This is a genomic window from Terriglobia bacterium (assembly GCA_032252755.1).
Classification (GTDB): Bacteria; Acidobacteriota; Terriglobia; order Terriglobales; family Acidobacteriaceae; genus JAVUPY01.
Window position 1 is genome coordinate 106573 of the sequence record JAVUPY010000070.1, and the last position, 20649, is coordinate 127221.

Below are 20649 nucleotides of genomic sequence, written 5' to 3' on the forward strand. Positions count from 1 at the left end.
CGCCGTCACGTTCTCTGCGTTAACTCTTCCTAACTCCCGCAGTGGCACGTTCTCTTTGTTTTCGTGCACGTGCTTGGTTCCGCCAGTTTCCCGTCCGGCCCGATGCACGTCTGCGTGTGCATGCACCAGAACAGCCCGTCATTGCACGGAGGCACCGTGGGATCCGGCTCAGCCGAAATGAATTGCCCTTTCCATCGCAGCGAGCTGCACAGGTTCTCAGCGCTCACGTCGAAACGTTCTGCATCCGGCATCCGCATCATCAGGCACCTCCCTTGGCCGCGTTCAGCAGCGCGCGCTTCACCGCGACCTTTGCCAGCGTGATCTTGTACTTGTTCCTGCCCAGGCTCTTAGCCTGCGCGACGGATGCATTGGCCGCGGCCATCGCCGTCTCTTCGTTGAGTGGTTTGCCAACCAGCGCATCCGCTGCTTCTTTCGAGACCCACGGAATGGGAGCGACCTGGCCCATCACGACCCGCGCCGATTTCACCGTGTCACCATTCATCGTCAGCGCAACCGCCGCCACGGCCAGTGGCCAGTCGAACGCTTCCTTCTGACGCACCTCGTAGTAGCCGCTCTTGATACCTTCGACTGACGGAATCACGACCTCGGTCACGACTTCGTTCGGCTCCAGGTCGTGCTCACGAGCGCCTTCGGATGTGGGAATGCGGTAGAACTTCTCGAGTTCGACCTCTCGCGCGCCGTTCGGACCCAGCAACCGCACCCGCGCGCCGTAAGCGATCAATGCCGGTGCAATCGTCGATGGGCTCACGAAGTAGGCTGGGCCATCATTGCCGAGAATTGCGTGGTACCGGTTGTCGCCTTTCAGTACCAGCGACTCACCTTTAGCATCCTTCGGCAGCAGTCCCATGCCGTTTCGGAAGTACCAGCATCGTGGACGCTGGCAGAGATTGCCGCCGAGCGTCGCGACATTCCGAATCTGCGGACTCGCGGCTTCGTTCAGCGCATCATAAAGCGCCGGGAAGTGCTTATCCCATCCCGGAATCTCGGCGAGATCGCCCAGCGTCTTCAGCGACCCGATTACCGTCTCGCCTTTGATGCTCTTGACCGCGTGGAGGTCCGGAATTTCCTTGATGTTGACCAGACGCTTCGGCGTGACGACTTCGTCCTTCATCAGCGCCAGCAGGTCCGAACCGCCGGCAAGCACCGCCGCGTCCGCGTTCAGCAGTGCCACCGCCTGTTGCTTTGTCTTCGGGCTCGTATATTCGAACGGTCTCACGCGGCACCTCCCTTCTCCAGCGCATCCAGCACTCGGTCGGGCGTGAGCGGCAGGAACGGCACTCGCACCCCGATAGCGTTCGCAACGGCATTTGAAATCACCGCGCCCGGCGAAACCACCGGCGGCTCGCCCAATCCAATTACTCCGCGCTTGTCCATAGCCGGATTCGTGTAGATCTTCACCTGCAGATCTCGAATGTCACTCAGCCCGGCCAGTCGGTAGAATTCCATGTTCGGATTCAGCATGCGCCCGGTCGTTGGATCCATGACCTTCTCTTCATAGAGCGAGTACCCGATCCCCATGATGAGCGCCCCGAGGATCTGGCTCTCGGCGGTCTTGGGGTTGATGACGTATCCCATGTCCTGCACAGCCGTCATCTTCTCGACTTTGACGATGCCGGTTTCCGTATCGACCGAGACTTCCGCCATCTGTACGCCGCCGACCCCGCTATTGGTGAGGTCCGGCGGACGGCTCCGGTCCGGGTTCGCTCCGTGAACTGTAATCGGTACAGCACCGATCTTCGCGCACGCCTGCTTCCAGTCCAGCGCTCGCGCGTGGTCCGATTTCAACCGCACCACGCCTTTCACGATTTCCAGGTCTGCTGGCTGCGCCTTTAGCGCCGGCGCGACTTTCGCCAGCAACTGGTCGCGTGCATCCACCGCCGCACGTCGCGTCGACGAGCTCACGCCTCCAACCGTCGTCGATCCGCCCGAACCGCCCGAAGGCGGATACAACGTATCTCCAATCTGAAGATTGATCCGCTCCAGCGGAACCCCCAGCGTCTCCGCCGCAACCATCATGATCACTGTGCGTGTGCCAGTCCCAAGGTCCTGCGTCGCCATCTTGATGCCGACCGACCCGTCCGGATGGATCGTGAAATCGCACTGGCTCGCATGACCGCGGCCGCCCCACGTATGCAGCGACACTCCACAGCCGCGCTTGATGTTGCCCGCAGTCTTATCTCCGCGCTGATGCCACCGCTGTTTCCATCCGAACAGCTCCGCCGCGATCTTTAGCTCGTCTGCATACAGCGCCTCGCGCGGCCCGGTGATGTCCAGGTTTTTCGTCAGGAACTCCACTGGATCCATGTTCAGCTTTGCCGCCATATCTTCCATCGCGCACAGCGTCAGCACACACGCCTGCGGATGGTTCGGCGCACGCCACGCCCGCGACGGCCCAATGTTCGTCGACACCGCCGTGTGCACCTTGCGCTGATTCGGAACATTGAATACGTACGGAATCGGCGGCGAGCCTCCACCACCCGGTCCTCCTGTACCCCAACTCGAGGAATCCCAACCGACCAGTTTGCCGTCTTTTGTCGCCGCCAGTTTCACGCGCGCGTAAGCCGAAGGCCTCGATCCCGCAACCTCCTGCTCCTCGTCACGCTCCAGCATGATCTTCACCGGCTTGCCGCCCGCTTTCTTCGAGAGCTGCGCCGCCATAATGCCCCAGCGGTCCGCCGCGAACTTGCTTCCGAATCCGCCGCCGATATATTGCTGCAGCACCCGCACATTGCTCGCTGGAACCTTCAGCGGCTCCGCGTACTGCCCGGCAATGCCGCTCACACCCTGGGTCGACATGTGGACCAGCAAATGATTCGCACCCGGCCATTCCGAAGCCGAACCGTGCGTCTCCAGGCAGCAATGCGTAATCACCGGCAGACCGTAGAGCCCCTCGTTTATGACGTTATTCGGATCCGAAAAAATCTGGTCCGGCTCACCCTTCGTCTGCGTCGCCGTCCTCTTGTAGGGAGACTTCGGTCCTGTTGGGGCTTCCTTGACGGGCGCCGTGCGCAGAGCATTAACAACCGACGCCGGCACGCCATAACCCGGCAGTGCCTTGAAGGTTTCTTCCGACGGCCGTTCCGTTATCCCACGCGAGTTGATCGCCTCGACCATCTGCCCTTCGGGAACCTGGTTGCTCAGCATCTCCTCGATGTCATCCTGCGAGAGTGGGCTTGTATCGGCCGGAATTTCCTTCGGCGGCTCGGTCTCATCGATCACAACGTGCGGCAGCACTTCATACTCGACCTTCACCAACTTCACCGCGTCCCGCGCCGCAACTTCGCTCGTCGCCGCGATTCCGACGATCTCGTCGCCCGCCCAGTGAATCTCCTTCCCGGGCTCTTGGGCTACCACCACGGCTTTCACTCCGGGAAGCTTTTCCGCCGCACTCGTGTCTACGCTCTTCACGCGTGCGTGCGCATACGGACAGCGCACGATTGCTCCATGCAATAAACCGGCCGGATTGTAGTCGTAGGTGTATTTCGCCTTTCCCTGAACCTTCACCGGCCCGTCCACGCGCGAAACCCGAGTCCCGAGCAAAGTTCTGTGCGATGCATCTGGCCAACTGTAATCAGCCACGGTTCACGCTTCCTTTCCGGCCGGAGAGGCCCCCACGACTTGTTGAATGCCGTGATAAGTTCCGCAACGGCACAAGTTGCCGCTCAACCCGCGCCGAACTTCGTCGGCGGTGGGCTTCGGGTTTTTTTCCAGGAACGCCGTCGTTGCCACCACGAACCCAGGAGTGCAGAACCCGCACTGCTGCGCATCGTGATCGACAAACGACTGTTGCACCGCCGTGAGGCGCCCCTCGTCCAGACCCTCGATGGTCGTGATTTTGTGCCCCTGAGCATCGATGGCAAGTACCGAGCACGAGTACACCGGCTTGCCATCCATCAGCACCGTGCAAGCGCCGCATGTGCCGCGATCGCACACTCGCTTCGCCCCAGTCAGGTCGAACTGATCGCGCAGCGCGTCCAATAATGTGACGCGCGGCTCCAATTCGGCTGTCAGCCTTTTTCCGTTCACCATCAGCGCGATGGGAACCTTGCCGGGACCATGCACGGCCACTTGCTGGCCCTCGACCTCGAGCACGGTTGGACCAACCACCATCGGCGTCGCGATCGCGAGACTCGACAACTTCATGAAGTCGCGTCGCGAAACCCCGTTCGTGTTGTCTTGTTCTTTCCGATCTTCTTCGGACATCCTGAGATTCTCCTCGCCGCCGAGACTGCGGCTCTGTTTCCGGGCTGGGAGCGCCCGGGGCACGAACACTCAGTTCAAAAAAGAAGAAGCGAACTTCGTCCGCGCGAGTATAAACCTTGAGAACTTCCACTCGCCACTTGCACTCGCAACACGCGCCAGTTACTCGGGGCTTACGTTTTGCTTCGCAGTACTCCGCGCCTGGGCTCCCGTTCTGTTGTTTCTCGGTGCGAATTCACCCCCACTCTGGCGTGATATTCCACAATCCGGCCATGCGAACTTCGGGAGCCAGCTCACAACATAGAATCCCAAATCACTGAAAACAAAGCTCTAGCTGGATTCGACGCCCCGTGCCGATTTTGGCCCCCAGTGTGCCTTACTCACGTCAGGCATTCGTGCAGGAGAAGTGCTTGGACGCTACGCTTGTCATTATCGGAGTAAGTTTCCACACCTCGCCCGTGGCCGTCCGGGAGCGGTTCTGGATTCCTCCACACGAGCAGGTCGATGCTCTTCACGCGCTCATCCGCTCGGAAGGCATTGAAGAGGTGATTGTTCTCGCCTCGTGCGCCCGAACCGAATTCATTCTTTGGGCCAGCGACGCCACCGAAGGCGCCAATTCCGTTCTCCGTTTCCTCACCCGCAAGTTCGATCTCAAGCTCTCCGACTGGTCCAATTTCTACCGTCTCGTCGATAACACCGCTCTGCTTCACCTGTTTCGCCTAACCGCTGGACTCGACTCGATGTCGATGGGAGAACCTGAGATCGCCGCCCGTGTAAAGAATGCTTGGGAGATCGCGCAGCATGCCGACACCTCCGGACGTTTCCTCGACACCACCATCCAGAAATCGCTCGATCTCGCGGCCCGCGTAGCGTCGGAAACTTCGATGGGAGTTTCCGCCGTATCGATTCCCTCCGCCTGTGCTGAGATCGGCACCCAGAGATACGGCACACTTCGGGACCGCTCTGTCCTTCTAATTGGAGCCGGCCAGGCGGCCGAGTCCGCTGCTCGCCATCTCTACAATGCTGGCGCACGGAAGTTCGTGGTCCTCGACCAGGTTCTTCCAGATTCGGAACGCCTCGCAACTCAATTCAGCGGCCGAACCATAACCTCGTCTCAACTGGCTTCGGAAATCGCAGCCGCCGATCTTGTAATCTCCGCAACTTCTTCTCCGGCCTTTGTCCTCGATTACGCCGACTTCGCGCCGGCCGTCAAAGCGCGCCAGGGCCGGCCTGTGGTACTCATCGATCTCGGACTACCTCGAAACGTCGATCCCGAAATTCGCAGCCTGAGCGGCGTCTCTCTCTACGACCTGGACGACCTGGAGCACGTACTTCAGCACAAGAGCACGCAGTTGCGCGCCGCCATATCCGAGGCGGAGAAAATTCTCACCTCCGAGGTACACGGCTTTTACAATCATTTGCTCGCGGAACAAGACCTGCCTACCATCGTTGCCTTGCGACGCAGGCTTGAGGAAATCTGCGGACAGGAACTCCGCAGTCTCGAAGATCAGTTCGGCCCATTTACCGAGGACCAGCAGCACGCGCTGCACTCGCTGGCCTCGCACATCACGCAGCGCATTGCCGGCAACATGGCTCGCAAGTTGAAGGAATTGCCGGAACCGGCTGACCAGGAACAGCTCACTGACGCCGTGCGGCGCCTCTTTCACTTGGAGGCGGTAACCCACACGACGACGGCACAGCGAAACTGAATTCAAGGAGTAAATAGTAGTGGCAAACTCTGCGCAAAACCGAAACAGCACCAATTACTGGACTCCGATGCAGGCTTATGTGCTCGCCGCCATATGCCTTGTCATCGGCATCGCCGTGGGATATTTCATCGGCGGCTCCAAGTCGCCCGCAACCGCTGCAAACTCCCAGCTCTCCGCGGAGGCCGCCGTCCCCCCCGGCATGACCTCCGGCCAGATGGCACCGGGGCAGTTACAGGAAATCCCGCAGGCGCAGTCGGCGGAAATGGTCGCCGCCGCCGCCAAACCCCTTCTCGACGCGCTCGCCGCTGACCCGAGCAACGCCGAGAAGACCGCCCGCGTCGGTGACTTCTATTTCGACAGCCACGTCTACGACCAGGCGATCAAGTACTACGAGGCGTCGCTGAAGTTGAATCCCGACAACCCCAACGTCCTCACCGACCTCGGGACAGCGTACTTCTATAACGGCGACTCGAACACGGCCGTCCAGAGATTTCAGCAGGCCCTGAAAGTCCGCCCCAACTTCGCAAACGCACTGTTCAACCTGGGAATCGTTCGCTGGCAGGGCTTGAAAGATCCCAAAGGCGCAATCGACGTCTGGCAGAAGTTGTTAGATACGAATCCGAACTACGAGCAGAAGGACCACGTTCGTGAACTGATGGAACGCGCGAAAGCCCACGGTTCCATGGGTTAGGTTCGACGAGTTAAGCGCTAAAACTTGAGCGCTTGCCCGGGGACAGGTTGGCGCAGAGCCTGTCCCCGGGATTCTCACCGATCTGCGTACGCGACAACGCCCGGCGAACGCCGGGCGTTTGTGCATTGGAGCGCCGGCAACGCTGGAAGACCGATATCAGCGACGCCCAATTGAAGTTCGGATGTCTTGCAGGAGAGAACTCAGGAATCCCACACCCGACCCCCACACACGCACAGTAAAACGGCAAAAAGTGCGGGACCGCAGTCTGCAAGAAGGCGATTAGAGTGACATCTACTCCGGCTTGCTCTTCCCATCCGAAAAGTGATTCTTCACCTTCTGCAGCGATGCTTCGTCTTCGACGTTGAGGCACGTCTTCGAGCGGTCGATCTGCCGCACCAGTCCGCACAGAACCTTGCCGGGGCCGACCTCGACGAATGCTTCGACGCCTTGCGCGATCAGCGCTCGCATCGACTCTTCCCATCGCACCGCGCCAGTCACCTGCCGAATGAGCGCATCCCGGCTTGCCGCCGGATCCTTCACAAGCGCCGCATCGACATTGCACATCACCGGAACCTCGGGGACGTTGAACTCCAGCGTTTTGAGATCGGCCGCAAGCCGGTCCTGTGCCGGTTGCATCAGCGCGCAATGGAAGGGTGCGCTGACCGGAAGCATCACCGCGCGTTTCGCGCCCTTCTGCTTGCAAAGCTCCGCCGCGCGCTCCACCGCTCCTTTTGCTCCGGAGATCACGACCTGGTCCGGCGAATTGATGTTCGCCGGTGTGCACACTTCGCCGTGCGACGCTTCCTCGCACGCCGCACGAATTTGGTCCAGGGGCAGCGCGAGGATCGCCGCCATCGCGCCTTGCCCCACCGGGACCGCTTCCTGCATGTACTTGCCCCGATTGCGAACGGTTCGCACTGCGTCCTGGAAACTCAGCGTCCCCGCCGCAACATGGGCCGAATATTCGCCCAGGCTGTGCCCCGCCGTGTAACTCGGTTGCAGTCCAATCGACTCCAGCACGCGCCATGCCGCCACCGACGCCGTCAAAATAGCAGGCTGCGTGATCTCCGTCAGCCGCAGCTTGTCTTCCGGACCCTCGAAGCACAATTCGCTCAGCTTGTAACTCAGCGCATCATCCGCCTCGTCGAACGTCTCGCGCGCCACCGGATACATCGCCGCCAGTTCCTTGCCCATTCCTACCGTCTGCGAACCTTGTCCGGGAAACAGAAATGCCACTGCGGGGAGCCGATGTTTCATCTTGTCCTCTGAATAAATCTGAATGAAATTCTTTCTGCTTATGCAAGCCTTGTGCTGACACAAAGAATGGATTCTACTCTTGCGGGAATCGAACGTCAGGATATGGAAGCCGCTCGACCAGTGTTACTGATGCAACTCGCTGACGGGATCTGACCCTGGTTCCGGTGGGTCTAGCGGCTTCGGGTTGCCGTTCAATCTTTCATTTGCCGCCTGGATCTCGCGTTCGATCTTCTGGTTCAATCCGGCATTCGCGAACTCTGCTGCGACGCGGATCGCGTTCTTGATCGCGTTCGCGTTCGAACTTCCGTGCCCAACGATCGCAACGCCCTTGATTCCCAGCAGTGGCGCGCCACCGTACTCGGAATAATCCAGCCGCTTTTTGAAATCGTCGAACGCGCGCCGAGCCAGCAGGTATCCCACCTGCCGCGTGATTGTCGCCTGCAGCGATTCCTTCAGGAACGCCCGCACCGTTCCGACCAGCCCTTCGCTGATCTTCAGCGCAACATTGCCGACGAACCCATCGCACACAATCACATCCGCCGTGCCGTTGTATAAATCCCGGCCCTCGACGTTGCCAATGAAATTCAGGTGCATGCGCTTGAGCAACTGGAAGGTTTCGCGCGTCAGTTCGTTGCCCTTGCTCTCTTCTTCTCCAATGGACAACAGCCCCACCCTCGGACGGTCGGCGGTAGGAAATTTTCCGTGGAAGATCGTTCGAAAGTAGACCTCGCCCATGATCGCGAACTGCTGCAGGTTTTGGGGCTTGCAGTCCACATTCGCGCCCACGTCGAGCAGGATCGACGCAGTCCCGGACGACGTCGGGAATACCGCCGCCAGTGCTGGACGATCGACCCCTGGCAGGGCACCAAGCACCATCTTGGCCGTAGCCATCGCCGCGCCCGTGTTACCTGCAGTGATGAATCCGGCGGCCTTGCCCTCTCGTACCAACCGAAGCCCGACCCGCATGGACGAGTCGCGCTTTGAGCGTACGGCTTGCGCCGCCTTCTCGTGCATCTCGATCACTTCGCTCGCCGGCACGACTTCAATCGGCAGTTGACGCCACGCAGGATGGTGCACAAGTTCGGCTTTCACTACATGTTCGCGTCCTACCAGCAGGACACGGACTCCGTAGTGCCTGGCCGCCGCTATGGCACCTTCAACTTCGGGTTTCGGGGCGCGATCCGCCCCCATTGCGTCAACCGCGATCGTGGTGGGAAGTGGCATCTCTCAGATGGCCGCTACTTCGACTCTTCTACCTCGAGTACTTCACGACCTTTGTAATAACCACACTTGGGGCACGCACGATGCGGCATCTTCCGCTCGTGGCAGTTCGGGCATTCCGAACCCGCATGCGCTTTCAGAAAATCGTGCGCACGACGGGTGGAAGACCGGCGCTGCGAATGTCGCCGTTTTGGATTTGCCATGACTGGAACCTTTCTTCTTGCGGGCACGCCCGCTGAAATTCTTTCGGGCCTCGCCCGACTCTGCCGCAGCAGAGCTATTACTACAAACCTTTTTTCAAATCGCGCAGGGCATGCCACCGCGGGTCCGCCACTGCCGGAGCGCAATCACACGCACCCTCGTTCAGGTTCTTGCCGCATTGCGCGCAAATGCCCTTGCAGTTTTCGCGGCACACAACTTTCACCGGTGCCGCCAGCAGAACCTGCTCCCGCAGCGAGTCCGCCAACTCCATTCCCTCGCCCTGATAGTATCCGATCTCCGTTTCGGCTTCGGAGATCGCAACCTCTTCCCGGCGCCGATCGCTACCCAAAGGCCGGTAGATCAAATCGAACTCGCGCTCAAGGTGCTGCGGGACGTTCTCCAGGCACCGCGCGCAATTCGCCTCGTAATCGACCGCAAACTTTCCAACCAGCCGAATGTTCGGGACCACGACGCGCCCGCCGTGGTGCTCCTTCACCAACTCCGCGCGACCCTTCACGCGCAGGGGTTTAGTCTGGCGAATGTCGGGACCGAAGTCGATCGCCCCGGGCTGAAACTCCTCATCGTACTCCAGTGGACGGAGTTCCAGATCTGCAATTCGGATATACATGGCAAATTATCCACACCGGGAACAGCGAGGGGGCTGGGGCACACTCCTAACCCGGGGGTCCTACCCGAACTTGATTTCCGCAGGGATCAGCCTGGCGGGATTCGCTGCTCAGGGCAAAATATGAGGATAACGGTCAGACGCCGGGCCTGTCAATCTGAACCCGGCGTCTCAAACTGCGGTTAGGCCTTTCAATTCCGCGACTTAGCCAATCTCTCTACTGCAACTCCGTCGTGCAACTGGTACCGCCGGTGGGATCGAATTTCACCGGAAGCATGTTGTCGGAACAGAATCCCCGGATTCCGGTAGATCCGGGAGCGCTCGGAACGCCCGTTACGCCATATCCGGTAACCAGTCCGTTGCTTCCCGTGGTCACATTAACGATTGCGAACTTATAACCACTCTTGGGACACGGTTGCGAGGCACATCCCAAAATCCAATCCAGCAACCCGGCATGCAAGGAGTCGACGTGGCCGTCCGTGCTCTCCCCAAGCTTCGCCAAATCATTTGCATAGCCGATTTCCGGGTAGGTGGCCGCGTAAGCGACCTGGGCGGTATTTATCGCTCGAACTGACGATACCGCCGACGCTTCATTCGCCTGGATTCTTGATCTAAGCAAATTAGGTATCGCGATCGCTACTATGATCAAAATGATAGCGACCACGATCAGCAGCTCAATTAAAGAAAACCCTCGCTGTCTCATACCTTCTCCCAAGATCCCATCAGTCCTCAGCTCACAGCTGCTCGGCTTTATTGCACCGATCCTTCACCGCAAACAGTCGGATCATCGGACTGAAAATAGTCCTGAGGCAGGCACCTGGGGAGGGTTCACGGAAGATACTACAGCAGGACTGAAGCCTCGCCAATAGGTGGCGAGGTTACGAAAGGGCGTACCCCATTTAGGGCATAAGGGATTTCTTTTCAGCAGGTTCCCGAAAGCGAAGGGAGGGCGGCCTTCGGTTCGGCTCCCCCCTTCTGTCGAGATTATACGTTTCCGGTGCTTTCGGTGCCTGTACGGGCCTGGTTGACTGCCCGCTCTGCCGTGCTGCGAATCGATTCCGCCCCTCGCCGCACTCTCTCACGCCCCTGTTCAAACGTCTCCCGCGCAGAATCCGCAAGATCGCTCGCGCGCTCCGTCAACTGGTCTCGGGTCTCTTCTCCGCTCATCGGGGCAAACAAAACGCCGAGGCCGATACCGAGCCCCAGCCCAAACAGAAATCCTTTCATCGAAGTACCTCCTCGGAAAATTTTGTGGGAATCCTTTTTCCGCAGCCTCTTGCTTACACTGCGGACATTCCAACTGATGCACCTCGTTCCTGAGAGTTTGGCCCACGCCCTCCAGCAGAATTGGTATGCTGCCTTTCTATGATTTCGGGCTTCGCAACCTCAGAAGGTACTCTCCGTCTCGCCAACCGTTTTCCACAACTACAGGCAGCTGGACATTTTCGCCAGCCCAAGGACGTGCCCGGCCCGAACGAACTCTGGTTTTCATCGCTCGGCCTTGGTACATATCTCGGCGAACCCGACGAAGCCGCCGATCAGCTCTATACTCAGGCAGTCCAAACCGCCTTCCGCTCCGGCATCAACCTGGTCGACTCTGCCATCAATTATCGCCACCAGCGGTCGGAACGCTCCGTCGGCGCTGCCCTCCAGAACCTCATCAATGCCGGCTCAGTCCACCGCGACGAAATGATCATCTGCACCAAGGCCGGGTACCTCACCTTCGACGCAGACGTCCCCGCCGATCCTCGCAGTTACTTCATGCGGGAATACGTCGAGACCGGCGTGCTGAATCCCACCGAGATCGCCGGCGGCATGCACTGCATAGCCCCGCGTTACCTGGAAAACCAACTGGAACGCAGCCGCGCCAACCTCGGCCTTGAAACCATAGACATCTTCTATGTCCACAACCCCGAATCCCAACTGGGTGAAGTGTCGCGCGACACCTTTCGAGCTCGTCTCAAGGATGCCTTCGCCACCCTCGAAAAGGCTGTGCGTGACGCCAAGATTCGCTGGTACGGCATCGCCTCGTGGAATTCCTTCCGCGTCTCCAGCACCGAGCAACCCTATATTTCGCTCGAAAGCTGTCTTGACATCGCGCGCGAAGTTGGCGGACACCAGCATCACCTCCGCTTCATACAGTTACCGTTTAGTCTGGGCATGCCCGAAGCCTTCGCACTCCCGACTCAAGCTGATGGCAACCAGAACAGGTCTTCGCTGGAGTTCATTCGTGCGCACAACATGGCCGCAATCGCCAGCGCTTCTCTTTACCAGGGACAACTCGCGCACGATCTGCCCACGTGGCTCGCTGAAAAATTTGGCATGTCCAGCGATGCCGAACGTGCTCTTCAGTTCGCCCGCTCCGCCCCGGGAATCATCTCCGCTTTGGTGGGAATGGGAAAGCCCGCCCACGTTCTTGAAAACATCCGTACAGCTTTGACTCCGCCGCTGAACAACGACACCATCGAATCACTGTTCCCGAAAGGATAGAGTTGAACCAGCGCATGCGCTCAAAAAGAGAAGGCGCCGATCACCGGCGCCTTTCGCAGTAACCTGGACTGAATTACTTCGTCTGCTGCATCTTCCCCTGCGCGATTTCCGCGCCTGCGCTCTGCGGATCATCCTTCACGATCTGCTGGTAGATCGCCTTCGCCTGGTCTGGTTGGTTCGCAGCCGCGTAGAGATCCGCCAACTGCAATTCGGCCGTAACCTTCGGTACTGTCTGCGTCGGATGCGAAATCAATTCTTTGTAGAGATTGATCGCGTCGGCCTGCCGATTCGTATCGCGGTAAAGGGCAGCCAGCGCCAGCTTCGCAAGGCTGGAAATGTCTTTGTCACTGATCCCGGCGACGTACTTCAAGTGATCTTCAGCAACTTTGTCGTTGCCGGCATCCATCGCGGCCAGGCCGGCGAAGTACTTCGCATACTTCCCGGAGCGTGTTGAACCGAACTCAGCCGCTACCTTGTTGAACTCGACTCCGGCGGCTTCTGCGCGCTCCCTGATCGAGGTGAAGCTCAATTGCTGCGGGTCGGGTGGCATTCCGGCCGGACGAATCGGCGCCTGGTAAACCATCAACGCATGGCCCAGCAACTCTGCGGCTTCGGCATCCCGGTGGCTGGTATACCACCAGAAGCCTGCGATTGCGGCAACCAGGATCGCGAGAATAATCCCTCCCGCGACGAGTTTGGAGCGGTGCTCAACAGTCCAGTCGACGGCATCGACAGCCGCTTCTTTGAATCGATCCTGTTTCAGTGCCTGGCGGGTGTAACGCACGGTAGGTCCTTACCAAGTGGATGGAATAAGTACTTGGGAAAACATGAGTTTATCAGCCGAAATCCCGCAGCGTCAAACGGCTGGTACCCCGCCCTTCTTGCAACCCGTCGAAAGACAAGGGCGCTTTTGAGCTTATCGTCTTAGAGCGGCCCCTGCGTGGCGCACCGGCGCGCAAAGGTACATACTCGGCAACGCTAGAACCAATGTGCCGCTTCTTAATACTTATCTCTCGGGAGAACAGACGTCCAGCAACCCTGAACTGCCGTCGGGAGAACTCGTATGCGCAAAGCCGCTTTCATCATCATCGGTGTCCTCGTCGTCCTGGTGATCCTCGCAGCCATCGTGCCGCGGTTCATCAATGTTAATAACTATCGTCCTCAAATTCAGGCGCAGCTCGAAAAGCAGCTCAATCGTCCCGTCACCCTGGGGGACATGCATGCCAGCCTGCTGCCACCCTCGGTCACTGTCGACAACGTCATAATCGGCGAGAGCCCGGAGTTCCAGGCCGGTCGCCCGTTCGGTTCGGCCCAGAAGCTTTATATCTCCCTGCAACTCCTGCCCCTGCTGCACAAGGATTTCGTCGTCAACTCGCTCGAACTGGTCCGCCCCCAGGTCGAACTCGTCCGCAACCCGCAGGGCGTCTGGAATTTCTCTACGCTCGGCAACCAGAACAAGGCAGCGGCTCCAAGCCCGAAGTCACAGCAAAACTTTTCCCTCGGCCAACTCAAGCTGACGGATGGTACCGTCGGTGTTACCGACGAGCAGAAGCATCAGCCCCGCGCGGTTTACGACCACATCGATCTCACGCTGAAGAACTTCGCCCCCGGAGAACCCTTCGACCTGAGCCTGGCCGCGCATCTGCCCGGCCAGGGAAAACAGGTCGCGAAAATTGATGGTCACGGCGGCCCCATCAATCAAGGCAACATGTCGAATACGCCGTTCGACGGCACCATCACTCTCGACCAGGTCTCGCTCGACGGACTCCAGAAGTTCCTCAACAACCCGTCGCTTGCGGACACCAACGCGACCATCACCGGGAAAGGTTCCGTCAAGAATCAGAACGGCGTGGTCAGTTCCAACGGCAATTTCGACATTCAGAACGCTGTCGCGCACGGGCATAACATCGGCTACCCGATCACCATCAACTATGACGCTGCCAACGACCTCAACAATAACTCCATCAACATCAAGCACGCGGATATCAAACTCGGCTCCGCTCCATTCTCGATCTCCGGCACGATGAACGCGAAGAGCACTCCCGCGCTCATCGACGTTAATCTCAAGGCCGGCGACGTCTCTATCGGCGAACTGGCGAAACTCGCTGGAGCCTTCGGTTATGCCTTCAATCCAGACATGCAGGTTGCCGGCCGCATCAATGCCGACATCCATGCCCAGGGCTCAACCGCATCTCCAGTGCTGAACGGCAACGTCGACGCCCACGACCTCGTGATCAGCGGCAAGGGCCTGCAGCAACCGGTAAAGGTCGCTGACCTTCGCCTCGCGCTCACGCCGGACGCTATTAGGTCCGGCAACTTCACTGCCACCACCGCAGGCGCCACCGTCAACGGACACTTCACGCTCACCCAGTACTCGTCGAAATCGCCGATCGTGAACGCTGCCCTGCAGATCCCCGACACCGAAATCGCCGACGTCTTGAACATTGCACACAGCTTCGGCACCGCGCAGGACGTGACCGGCAGCGGACGCGTCGCCCTCAACATAACCGCGAACGGGCCCATCAAGAACACCGCCGCCATGACCTTCAGCGGCAACGGTTCGCTGCGCAATGCGACCATTCGCACTCCACAGCTTACGCAACCACTGAATATCCAGAACGCTGCGATGACCTTCACGCAAAACGGCGTCGCCATGGACAACTTCTCCGGATCGATCGCTTCGACGCACGCGAACGGAAAACTCTCCGTCCACAACTTCGAAGCCCCTCAGGTTCAGTTCGCCCTCAATGTCGATAAGATCGATGCGCTCGAATGGCAGAGACTCGTCGCGCCATCTCCGCAGCCACAACAGAGATCTCCAAGCCTGCTCCTGAAGACGACTGGCGGCGGCCCCGTTACCATCGGCAGCATCATCTACGACCAACTCGTGCTCAATGAGGTGAAAAGCAACGTCACTCTCGACCACGGCGTAATCAAGCTCGCACCCGTCTCCGCGCAGGTCGCAGGCGGATTCAGTACAGGCGCTATCACCATTGATACGCGTCCCGCGCAAACGCAATTTCAGATCGCCATGAACGTCCAGAAAGTGGACGCCAACAAGTTGCTCTCCTCCGTCTCCAACGTGAAGAACACGCTCTACGGCCTGCTCGCCTCCAACATGCAGACCCAGTTCCATTCCGTGCCCGCTGGCACGGACATCGCCAGCACACTCAACGGTCACCTTTCGCTGGATCTCACCGGCGGCAAGATCGCAGGCGTCGACTTCCTCCAGAAGCTCAGTCAAGTCGCTCAATTCCAGTCCCTCGGACGCGCGGCAACCGGATTCACCGAGCTCAAAAAACTATCCGGCGATTTCAACATTCAGGACGGCGTCGCCAGCACCAACAACCTGCGCGCCGATCTCGGCACCGGAAACCTCGCCGCCTCCGGTTGGCTCAGCCTCGTCAACAACTCCCTCAACATGAAGGTTACGACCGTACTGAACAAGGCTTACAGCCAGCAGGTCGGCGGATCGCAAATCGGCGGATTCATGCAGGCCGCCCTCGCCAACAACCAGGGCGAACTCGTCCTTCCAGTGCTGGTCACCGGAACCCTGCAATCACCGCAGGTCGCCCCTGACACGCAAGCCATCGCACAAATGAAACTTAAAAACCTCGTGCCGTCGCTGCAAAACCCCGGCATCCTAAACTCAATCTTCGGAAAGGGCGGCGCCCAGGGCGGGCAGCAGCAGAACCCGCTGGGCCAGGTTCTCGGCACTCTGAAAGGCCAGCAACCGACGCAGACTCCGCCCGCGAACACCAACCAGCCGCAGACGCAGCAACAACAGCAACAGCAGCAAAACAATGTTCAGAACACGATTCAGGACGCCCTGGGCGGCCTCTTCGGCAAGAAGAAAAAACAGCAGCAACAGCAACCGCAGCAGCAGCAACAGCAACAACCTCCACCACAGTAGATTCAAACCGCCGGGTGCCCCGTCTCGGCCTGCAGTTGGCCAGGATGGGGTACTTCCACGCATCAGCCGATTCTCCCATGCAAAATAAGAACCGCCGATCCCCTCGGCGGTCTGTCTTTGCTTTTGATCTTCGTTCTGCCCTTTTCGCTCTGCTTTCTTTATGTTCCGGTATCCTGCTCCAGCAATCCCTTCTCCAGCTTTTCCTGGCACTCGATGCAGTATCTCGTCCACGGCACCGCTTCGAGTCGCTTAATGTTGATCTCGTTTCCGCACGAGATACATTCTCCAAAGGTACCTTCGCGAATCCGGCTCAGTGCGCCCTCCACCATCTGCAACAGTTGCCGCTCATTGCTGCTCTGGTGAAACAGGAACTCTTTTTGATAGGAACTCGAAGCGCGGTCCGCGATGTCCTGTGCCGTGTCCAAGTCCGCCGCGCGCCCGTCCTGCTCATTCCGAGAAACGTTCGTGCGCAGCTCCCGCTGCCGATCTTCCAGTCGCTTTTTGAATGCCTCTATCTTCTTCTTATCCATTGCGATTTCACCGAGCCGAAACCCTGGCGATCAGTTTCGCGCCCACTAGTTAGAACGGGAATCATATTCGTGCCACGTCCGAGCGTCAACTTTCCTCGCTCGCCCGAACAACGTTGGATGCCGCCAGCAGACAAATCGTTTCGATTTCGAGCAGTTATTTTCGAAAGAAACGAATTCTTGCGTCGGCTATCCAGAAATGTGGCGACTTAAGTCCTGCGATCAACCCCGCCGCCATTCGACATCGGCCCCTTCGCGTCCATCATCCTGCTGGCCGTGTACGTCCAGGCATTCCGAGTAGCGCGGCGAAGTCCGCTCCGTGACACTGCACCAGAGCAGACCAAGGCTGCCCAATCCGGGCTCAGTTAGGTCCCCCGACAGGAGTCGAAGAAGATTCAGCAGTTATCACTGGGAGCAGAAGCCGCCCCGTACACGACTAGCCCTCCAAGGGATCCCGTCCCACACATATTTCGCTTGCTTGTTACGCTTCTGCGTACGTAGCAGTTCCACCCACATTGAAACCGTGCCGTCGCGCGTCGTGAAGGAGCACTGGCCGTAATCAGAGTTATCGCCGATCTGGTGCTTGCACGTATTTAGCAGAAGGTCAGGCGATTGCGTGTGCCATGATGCCATCGCTTCCGCGACTGCGTTTCGAGCCACGGACTCTAATTGCGAGTCCCCATTTGACCGCAGTGGCGTATTCGATTGCGTCGATGCGTCCCAGTATTTTTGCGTGCACTGAGAGTCAGGTGCCTTCTGATACGTCGGGACTTCCGCGCTCGCATGGCAGACTTGGCGAGTTACAAGCAGCCCTTGGTCTTTCCCGAGTGATTGGACGGCATATTGGCGCAGCAAGTCTGGTGATCTCCATGCGCCGGTCGTGATCGACAGAGATCCATCTGCAACATCCGGATCGTGCCAGTGCTGCGCAACGCGAGAAAACATCAGAAGCCTGCCTGAACGCGGATCACGGTTCGGGCTCACTTGCGGATTTGAACTGACCAAAGCCGCACGCTCAAGGTCCGTTGGGCGCCATTCTTGATCTTCACATTTATAGGTGCCACCGAATGGGACCTCCGTACGCGTTTCGGTCACATCTGAAATCCTTTCCATTACCAGCACACAACATGGTCCTAAGTACTTCGCTTGTTTCTTCATCGCAAGAAACCAACCAGTGATGCGTGCCGAGACCCGAAAGAATGAGCACAGTTCAGGCCCACACTCATCCCCATCGGGCGCGAAGACCCTGAATGATTGAAGGAGATGATCGAATTCTTCTGCCTGTTCGTCCTGAAGAAAAGCAATCTGCGGCAATTGGACGTGAAAAAAGTGCCGCCAATAGTGCACGATTTCTTTCCTGTTGCCGTAAGCGAGCGCAACCCTATTCTGAAAAGCCGGGCACCGTTCGTCGTGAATCGAGAAGTCCTCGAATGCCCGTGTCACCTCCCCGCGTACTTCGATCTGCTTACCAACGTAAAGCGCAGGATCCCGCGTAAGTTGGCAAACACTAACAGACAGCGGAGCCGCGCTGGCCTGTGCATGCAAAGTGATAGCGACGATGAGCAGAAAGCCTGCTACGACTGCACCTTTCATAGTCCCGAAGTTTACGCCTGCACCTGCAAAACGAAAAAAGCGATCCCTTTCGGGACCGCTATAAAGAGGCAAGGAGGGAGGGAAATCTTTAGGGAAGGCGATGCAAGGTATCGTTCCTCACGGAACGCCTAAAGAGAAGTCGAGAATTCTGGAAGAGGGTTCTAAACATTGGAAGTTTTTACGGCCTCTTTTGTTGACACTTTCTAAAGCACTTTCCTGTCCAAAATCGCTCGTGGCCAGAGTTGCTCCCATCGAACTCACAACCATCTGAAATTAAGCCGCTTAGGCCGGAACTGCTGAAGTTGTCCACAGCTCGCCCACTTCGCTCCCAAGCCAGAGCGGACGGGAAACGGCACCTGAATACCAACCCTAAGCAAGGCGCTGCTTACTTTGGCTCTGGTTCTGCTCCTCGATAACTTTCAGTTTGTTGAGCAGAGCTTTGTAGCTGATCTTCAGAATCTTCGCCGCCTGGCGGCGGTTCCACCGGGTCTGCGCCAGCACCCGTTCGATCGCTTCGCGTTCCGCCAGCATCGCCGCACGCTTTCCAATCTCCAGCAGCGACGGCATTTCCGCCTCGTTCTTCGGGACCGGCGGCACCACGAGTGGAGCCCCATTCGACGTCTGCCCTTGCTGCGCCTCCGTCTGCTGCCGCGACTTATCCTTGATTCCCCACAGAGGGCTCGTTCCAGAAATTGACGACAGAATCGGCTTGTGCGTCGAGAGCTCCCGAATGATCTGCGGCTCGTTGCCCACAATGACGTACCGTTTTACCAGGTTCTCAAGCTCGCGAATATTGCCCGGCCACGAGTACTCCATCATCCGTGAAACCGCATAATCACTGAACGGCGGCGGATTCTTCCCGTAATACTCACTGTATTTCCGCAGGAAAAAGTCGAGGAATATCGGTATCTCTTCGCGGCGCTCCCGGAGTGGCGGAATGTGAATCGTGACGACATTCAGGCGATAGAAGAGGTCTTCGCGGAACATGCCTTCTTCTACCGCGCGTTCCAGCGGCTTGTTCGTCGCCGCAAGCACACGCACATCTACTGCGATATCGCGCTTGCCGCCAAGTCTCGCGAACTCGCCGTCCTGCAGAACGTGCAGCAGCTTCGCTTGCAGCGCCGGATGCATCTCGCTGATCTCGTCGAGGAAGATCGTGCCGTTATTCGCCTGGTCGAACTTGCCCAGTTTCTGCCGATTTGCGCCAGTAAACGCACCGGGTTCGTAGCCGAACAGTTCGCTTTCCAGCAGTTCATGCGGGATCGCCGCGCAATTCACTTTGACGAATGGTCGCTCGCGGCGCGATGAATTCCCGTAAACCATGCGCGCTACCACTTCTTTTCCCGTTCCGCTCTCGCCGCGAATCAGCACCGTTGCGTTCGTGTCAGCAACCTGCTCGATCGTGTTCTTTACGTCTTCCATCTTCGGACTGGTGCCGAAGAGCATCGAGAAGTCGCTCTGCCGCCGAACCTGGTCCCGCAACTGAGTAACTTCGTTCGAAACCTGTTGTTTCTCGAGAACCTTGTTGATGCGGGTTTCCAGATCCTTCGGTTCGAATGGCTTCGCAACGTAGTCGTCTGCGCCAGCCTTGGAAGCCCGGAATATGATTTCAGGATTGTTTTGTCCAGAGAGGATGATGACCAGAACTTCGGGCTTGATCTGCTTCAGGCGTTCAAGAGTCTCCAACCCGCCCATGCCTGGCATGGAAACATCCAGCAGCACCAGCACCGGGTCGTACACCCGGAACATCCGGATCGCTTCTTCGCCGCTCGCGGCAGTGCTGGAATCGAAGTTTCGCCGCGCAAGATAGGACGACAGGAATTTCGCCATCGCGGCATCGTCGTCCACCACCAAAACTCTGGCTTTCTGGTTCGATAACATCTGGGGACCCTCGCACTTCTCACACCGTAACCCCTGCGCCGTCATCCTGAGCGAGGGCAGGTTCCGTGCCCTTTCTCCAGCGCGGAAAACCCGAGTCGAAGGACCTGCACTTTCTGCACCGACGCAGGTCCTGCTTTTCACTTCAAATTTCTTCAGGGTTACGACGATGGAAGTTGCATGCTCGGTATCTTCCCTGCCGTACCATCTGCCGACCTGAAGATGCCAATCCGTGTACTACACAGTTATGATGGTAGATACACCATTTAGGTTCGCCGATTAAGTACCAGCGAACTTAATTTATCCCGCCAACTTCCCCAATC

At 58.4% G+C, this 20649-nt stretch carries 17 protein-coding genes; 4 read left to right on the top strand and 13 right to left on the bottom strand.

Annotated features, from left to right (window positions below):
• Window positions 1-259: 259 nt before the first annotated feature.
• The 3 genes from ROO76_17585 to ROO76_17595 are packed head-to-tail and all read right to left on the bottom strand — an operon-like array spanning window position 260 to window position 4224.
• Window positions 260-1237 (bottom strand): FAD binding domain-containing protein, encoded by a 978-nt coding sequence (locus tag ROO76_17585; GenBank protein MDT8069979.1) that lies wholly within the window; start codon window positions 1235-1237, stop codon window positions 260-262.
• Entirely contained in the window at window positions 1234-3600 is a 2367-nt protein-coding gene (locus ROO76_17590) for a xanthine dehydrogenase family protein molybdopterin-binding subunit (protein ID MDT8069980.1), read from the bottom strand. Before ROO76_17590 ends, ROO76_17585 begins: the two co-directional genes overlap by 4 nt.
• Window positions 3601-3603: 3 nt before the next feature.
• Window positions 3604-4224, bottom strand: coding sequence for a (2Fe-2S)-binding protein (locus ROO76_17595; GenBank protein MDT8069981.1), 621 nt, complete (start codon window positions 4222-4224; stop codon window positions 3604-3606).
• 407 nt (window positions 4225-4631) lie between these two features.
• Between ROO76_17595 and hemA the strand changes: the two genes are divergently transcribed.
• Window positions 4632-5930, top strand: a complete 1299-nt coding sequence (gene hemA, locus ROO76_17600) for a glutamyl-tRNA reductase (GenBank protein MDT8069982.1) — start codon at window positions 4632-4634, stop codon at window positions 5928-5930.
• A 19-nt stretch (window positions 5931-5949) separates the two neighbouring features.
• Window positions 5950-6621, top strand: a complete 672-nt coding sequence (locus ROO76_17605; protein MDT8069983.1) for a tetratricopeptide repeat protein — start codon at window positions 5950-5952, stop codon at window positions 6619-6621.
• Window positions 6622-6912: 291 nt separating this feature from the next.
• Here ROO76_17605 and fabD read toward each other — a convergent pair whose 3' ends face one another.
• From fabD to ROO76_17635, 6 genes are all read right to left on the bottom strand, one after another.
• Window positions 6913-7878 (bottom strand): ACP S-malonyltransferase, encoded by a 966-nt coding sequence (gene fabD, locus ROO76_17610; GenBank protein MDT8069984.1) that lies wholly within the window; start codon window positions 7876-7878, stop codon window positions 6913-6915.
• A gap of 123 nt (window positions 7879-8001) precedes the next feature.
• Complete coding sequence (plsX, locus tag ROO76_17615) at window positions 8002-9102, bottom strand: phosphate acyltransferase PlsX (protein MDT8069985.1); 1101 nt, start codon at window positions 9100-9102, stop codon at window positions 8002-8004.
• A gap of 14 nt (window positions 9103-9116) precedes the next feature.
• On the bottom strand, window positions 9117-9302 hold the full coding sequence (rpmF, locus tag ROO76_17620; protein ID MDT8069986.1) for a 50S ribosomal protein L32: 186 nt from the start codon (window positions 9300-9302) through the stop codon (window positions 9117-9119).
• A gap of 80 nt (window positions 9303-9382) precedes the next feature.
• Entirely contained in the window at window positions 9383-9928 is a 546-nt protein-coding gene (locus tag ROO76_17625; GenBank protein MDT8069987.1) for a DUF177 domain-containing protein, read from the bottom strand.
• Window positions 9929-10142: 214 nt separating this feature from the next.
• Window positions 10143-10628 carry a prepilin-type N-terminal cleavage/methylation domain-containing protein gene (locus ROO76_17630; GenBank protein MDT8069988.1) on the bottom strand — a complete coding sequence of 162 codons (486 nt, stop codon included), beginning with the start codon at window positions 10626-10628 and terminating at the stop codon, window positions 10143-10145.
• Between the two features lie 281 nt (window positions 10629-10909).
• The gene (locus tag ROO76_17635) at window positions 10910-11152 is read right to left on the bottom strand and encodes a YtxH domain-containing protein (protein MDT8069989.1); all 243 of its coding nucleotides are present in this window, start codon (window positions 11150-11152) and stop codon (window positions 10910-10912) included.
• 138 nt (window positions 11153-11290) lie between these two features.
• Here ROO76_17635 and ROO76_17640 point away from each other — a divergent pair, with 138 nt between their 5' ends.
• Window positions 11291-12415: an aldo/keto reductase gene (locus tag ROO76_17640; GenBank protein ID MDT8069990.1), complete on the top strand. Its 1125-nt coding sequence runs from the start codon at window positions 11291-11293 to the stop codon at window positions 12413-12415.
• A gap of 73 nt (window positions 12416-12488) precedes the next feature.
• Here the strand turns inward: ROO76_17640 and ROO76_17645 are convergent, their stop codons facing one another.
• Entirely contained in the window at window positions 12489-13199 is a 711-nt protein-coding gene (locus ROO76_17645) for a tetratricopeptide repeat protein (protein MDT8069991.1), read from the bottom strand.
• 279 nt (window positions 13200-13478) lie between these two features.
• Between ROO76_17645 and ROO76_17650 the strand changes: the two genes are divergently transcribed.
• Entirely contained in the window at window positions 13479-16328 is a 2850-nt protein-coding gene (locus ROO76_17650) for an AsmA family protein (protein ID MDT8069992.1), read from the top strand.
• Window positions 16329-16486: 158 nt separating this feature from the next.
• Here the strand turns inward: ROO76_17650 and ROO76_17655 are convergent, their stop codons facing one another.
• The 3 genes from ROO76_17655 to ROO76_17665 all read right to left on the bottom strand — a co-directional run bounded on the left by ROO76_17655 (window position 16487) and on the right by ROO76_17665 (window position 20329).
• Window positions 16487-16858, bottom strand: coding sequence for a TraR/DksA family transcriptional regulator (locus ROO76_17655; GenBank protein MDT8069993.1), 372 nt, complete (start codon window positions 16856-16858; stop codon window positions 16487-16489).
• A gap of 402 nt (window positions 16859-17260) precedes the next feature.
• The gene (locus ROO76_17660) at window positions 17261-18520 is read right to left on the bottom strand and encodes a hypothetical protein (GenBank protein MDT8069994.1); all 1260 of its coding nucleotides are present in this window, start codon (window positions 18518-18520) and stop codon (window positions 17261-17263) included.
• Window positions 18521-18817: 297 nt separating this feature from the next.
• Window positions 18818-20329, bottom strand: a complete 1512-nt coding sequence (locus tag ROO76_17665; GenBank protein ID MDT8069995.1) for a sigma-54 dependent transcriptional regulator — start codon at window positions 20327-20329, stop codon at window positions 18818-18820.
• Between the last annotated feature and the right edge of the window lie 320 nt (window positions 20330-20649).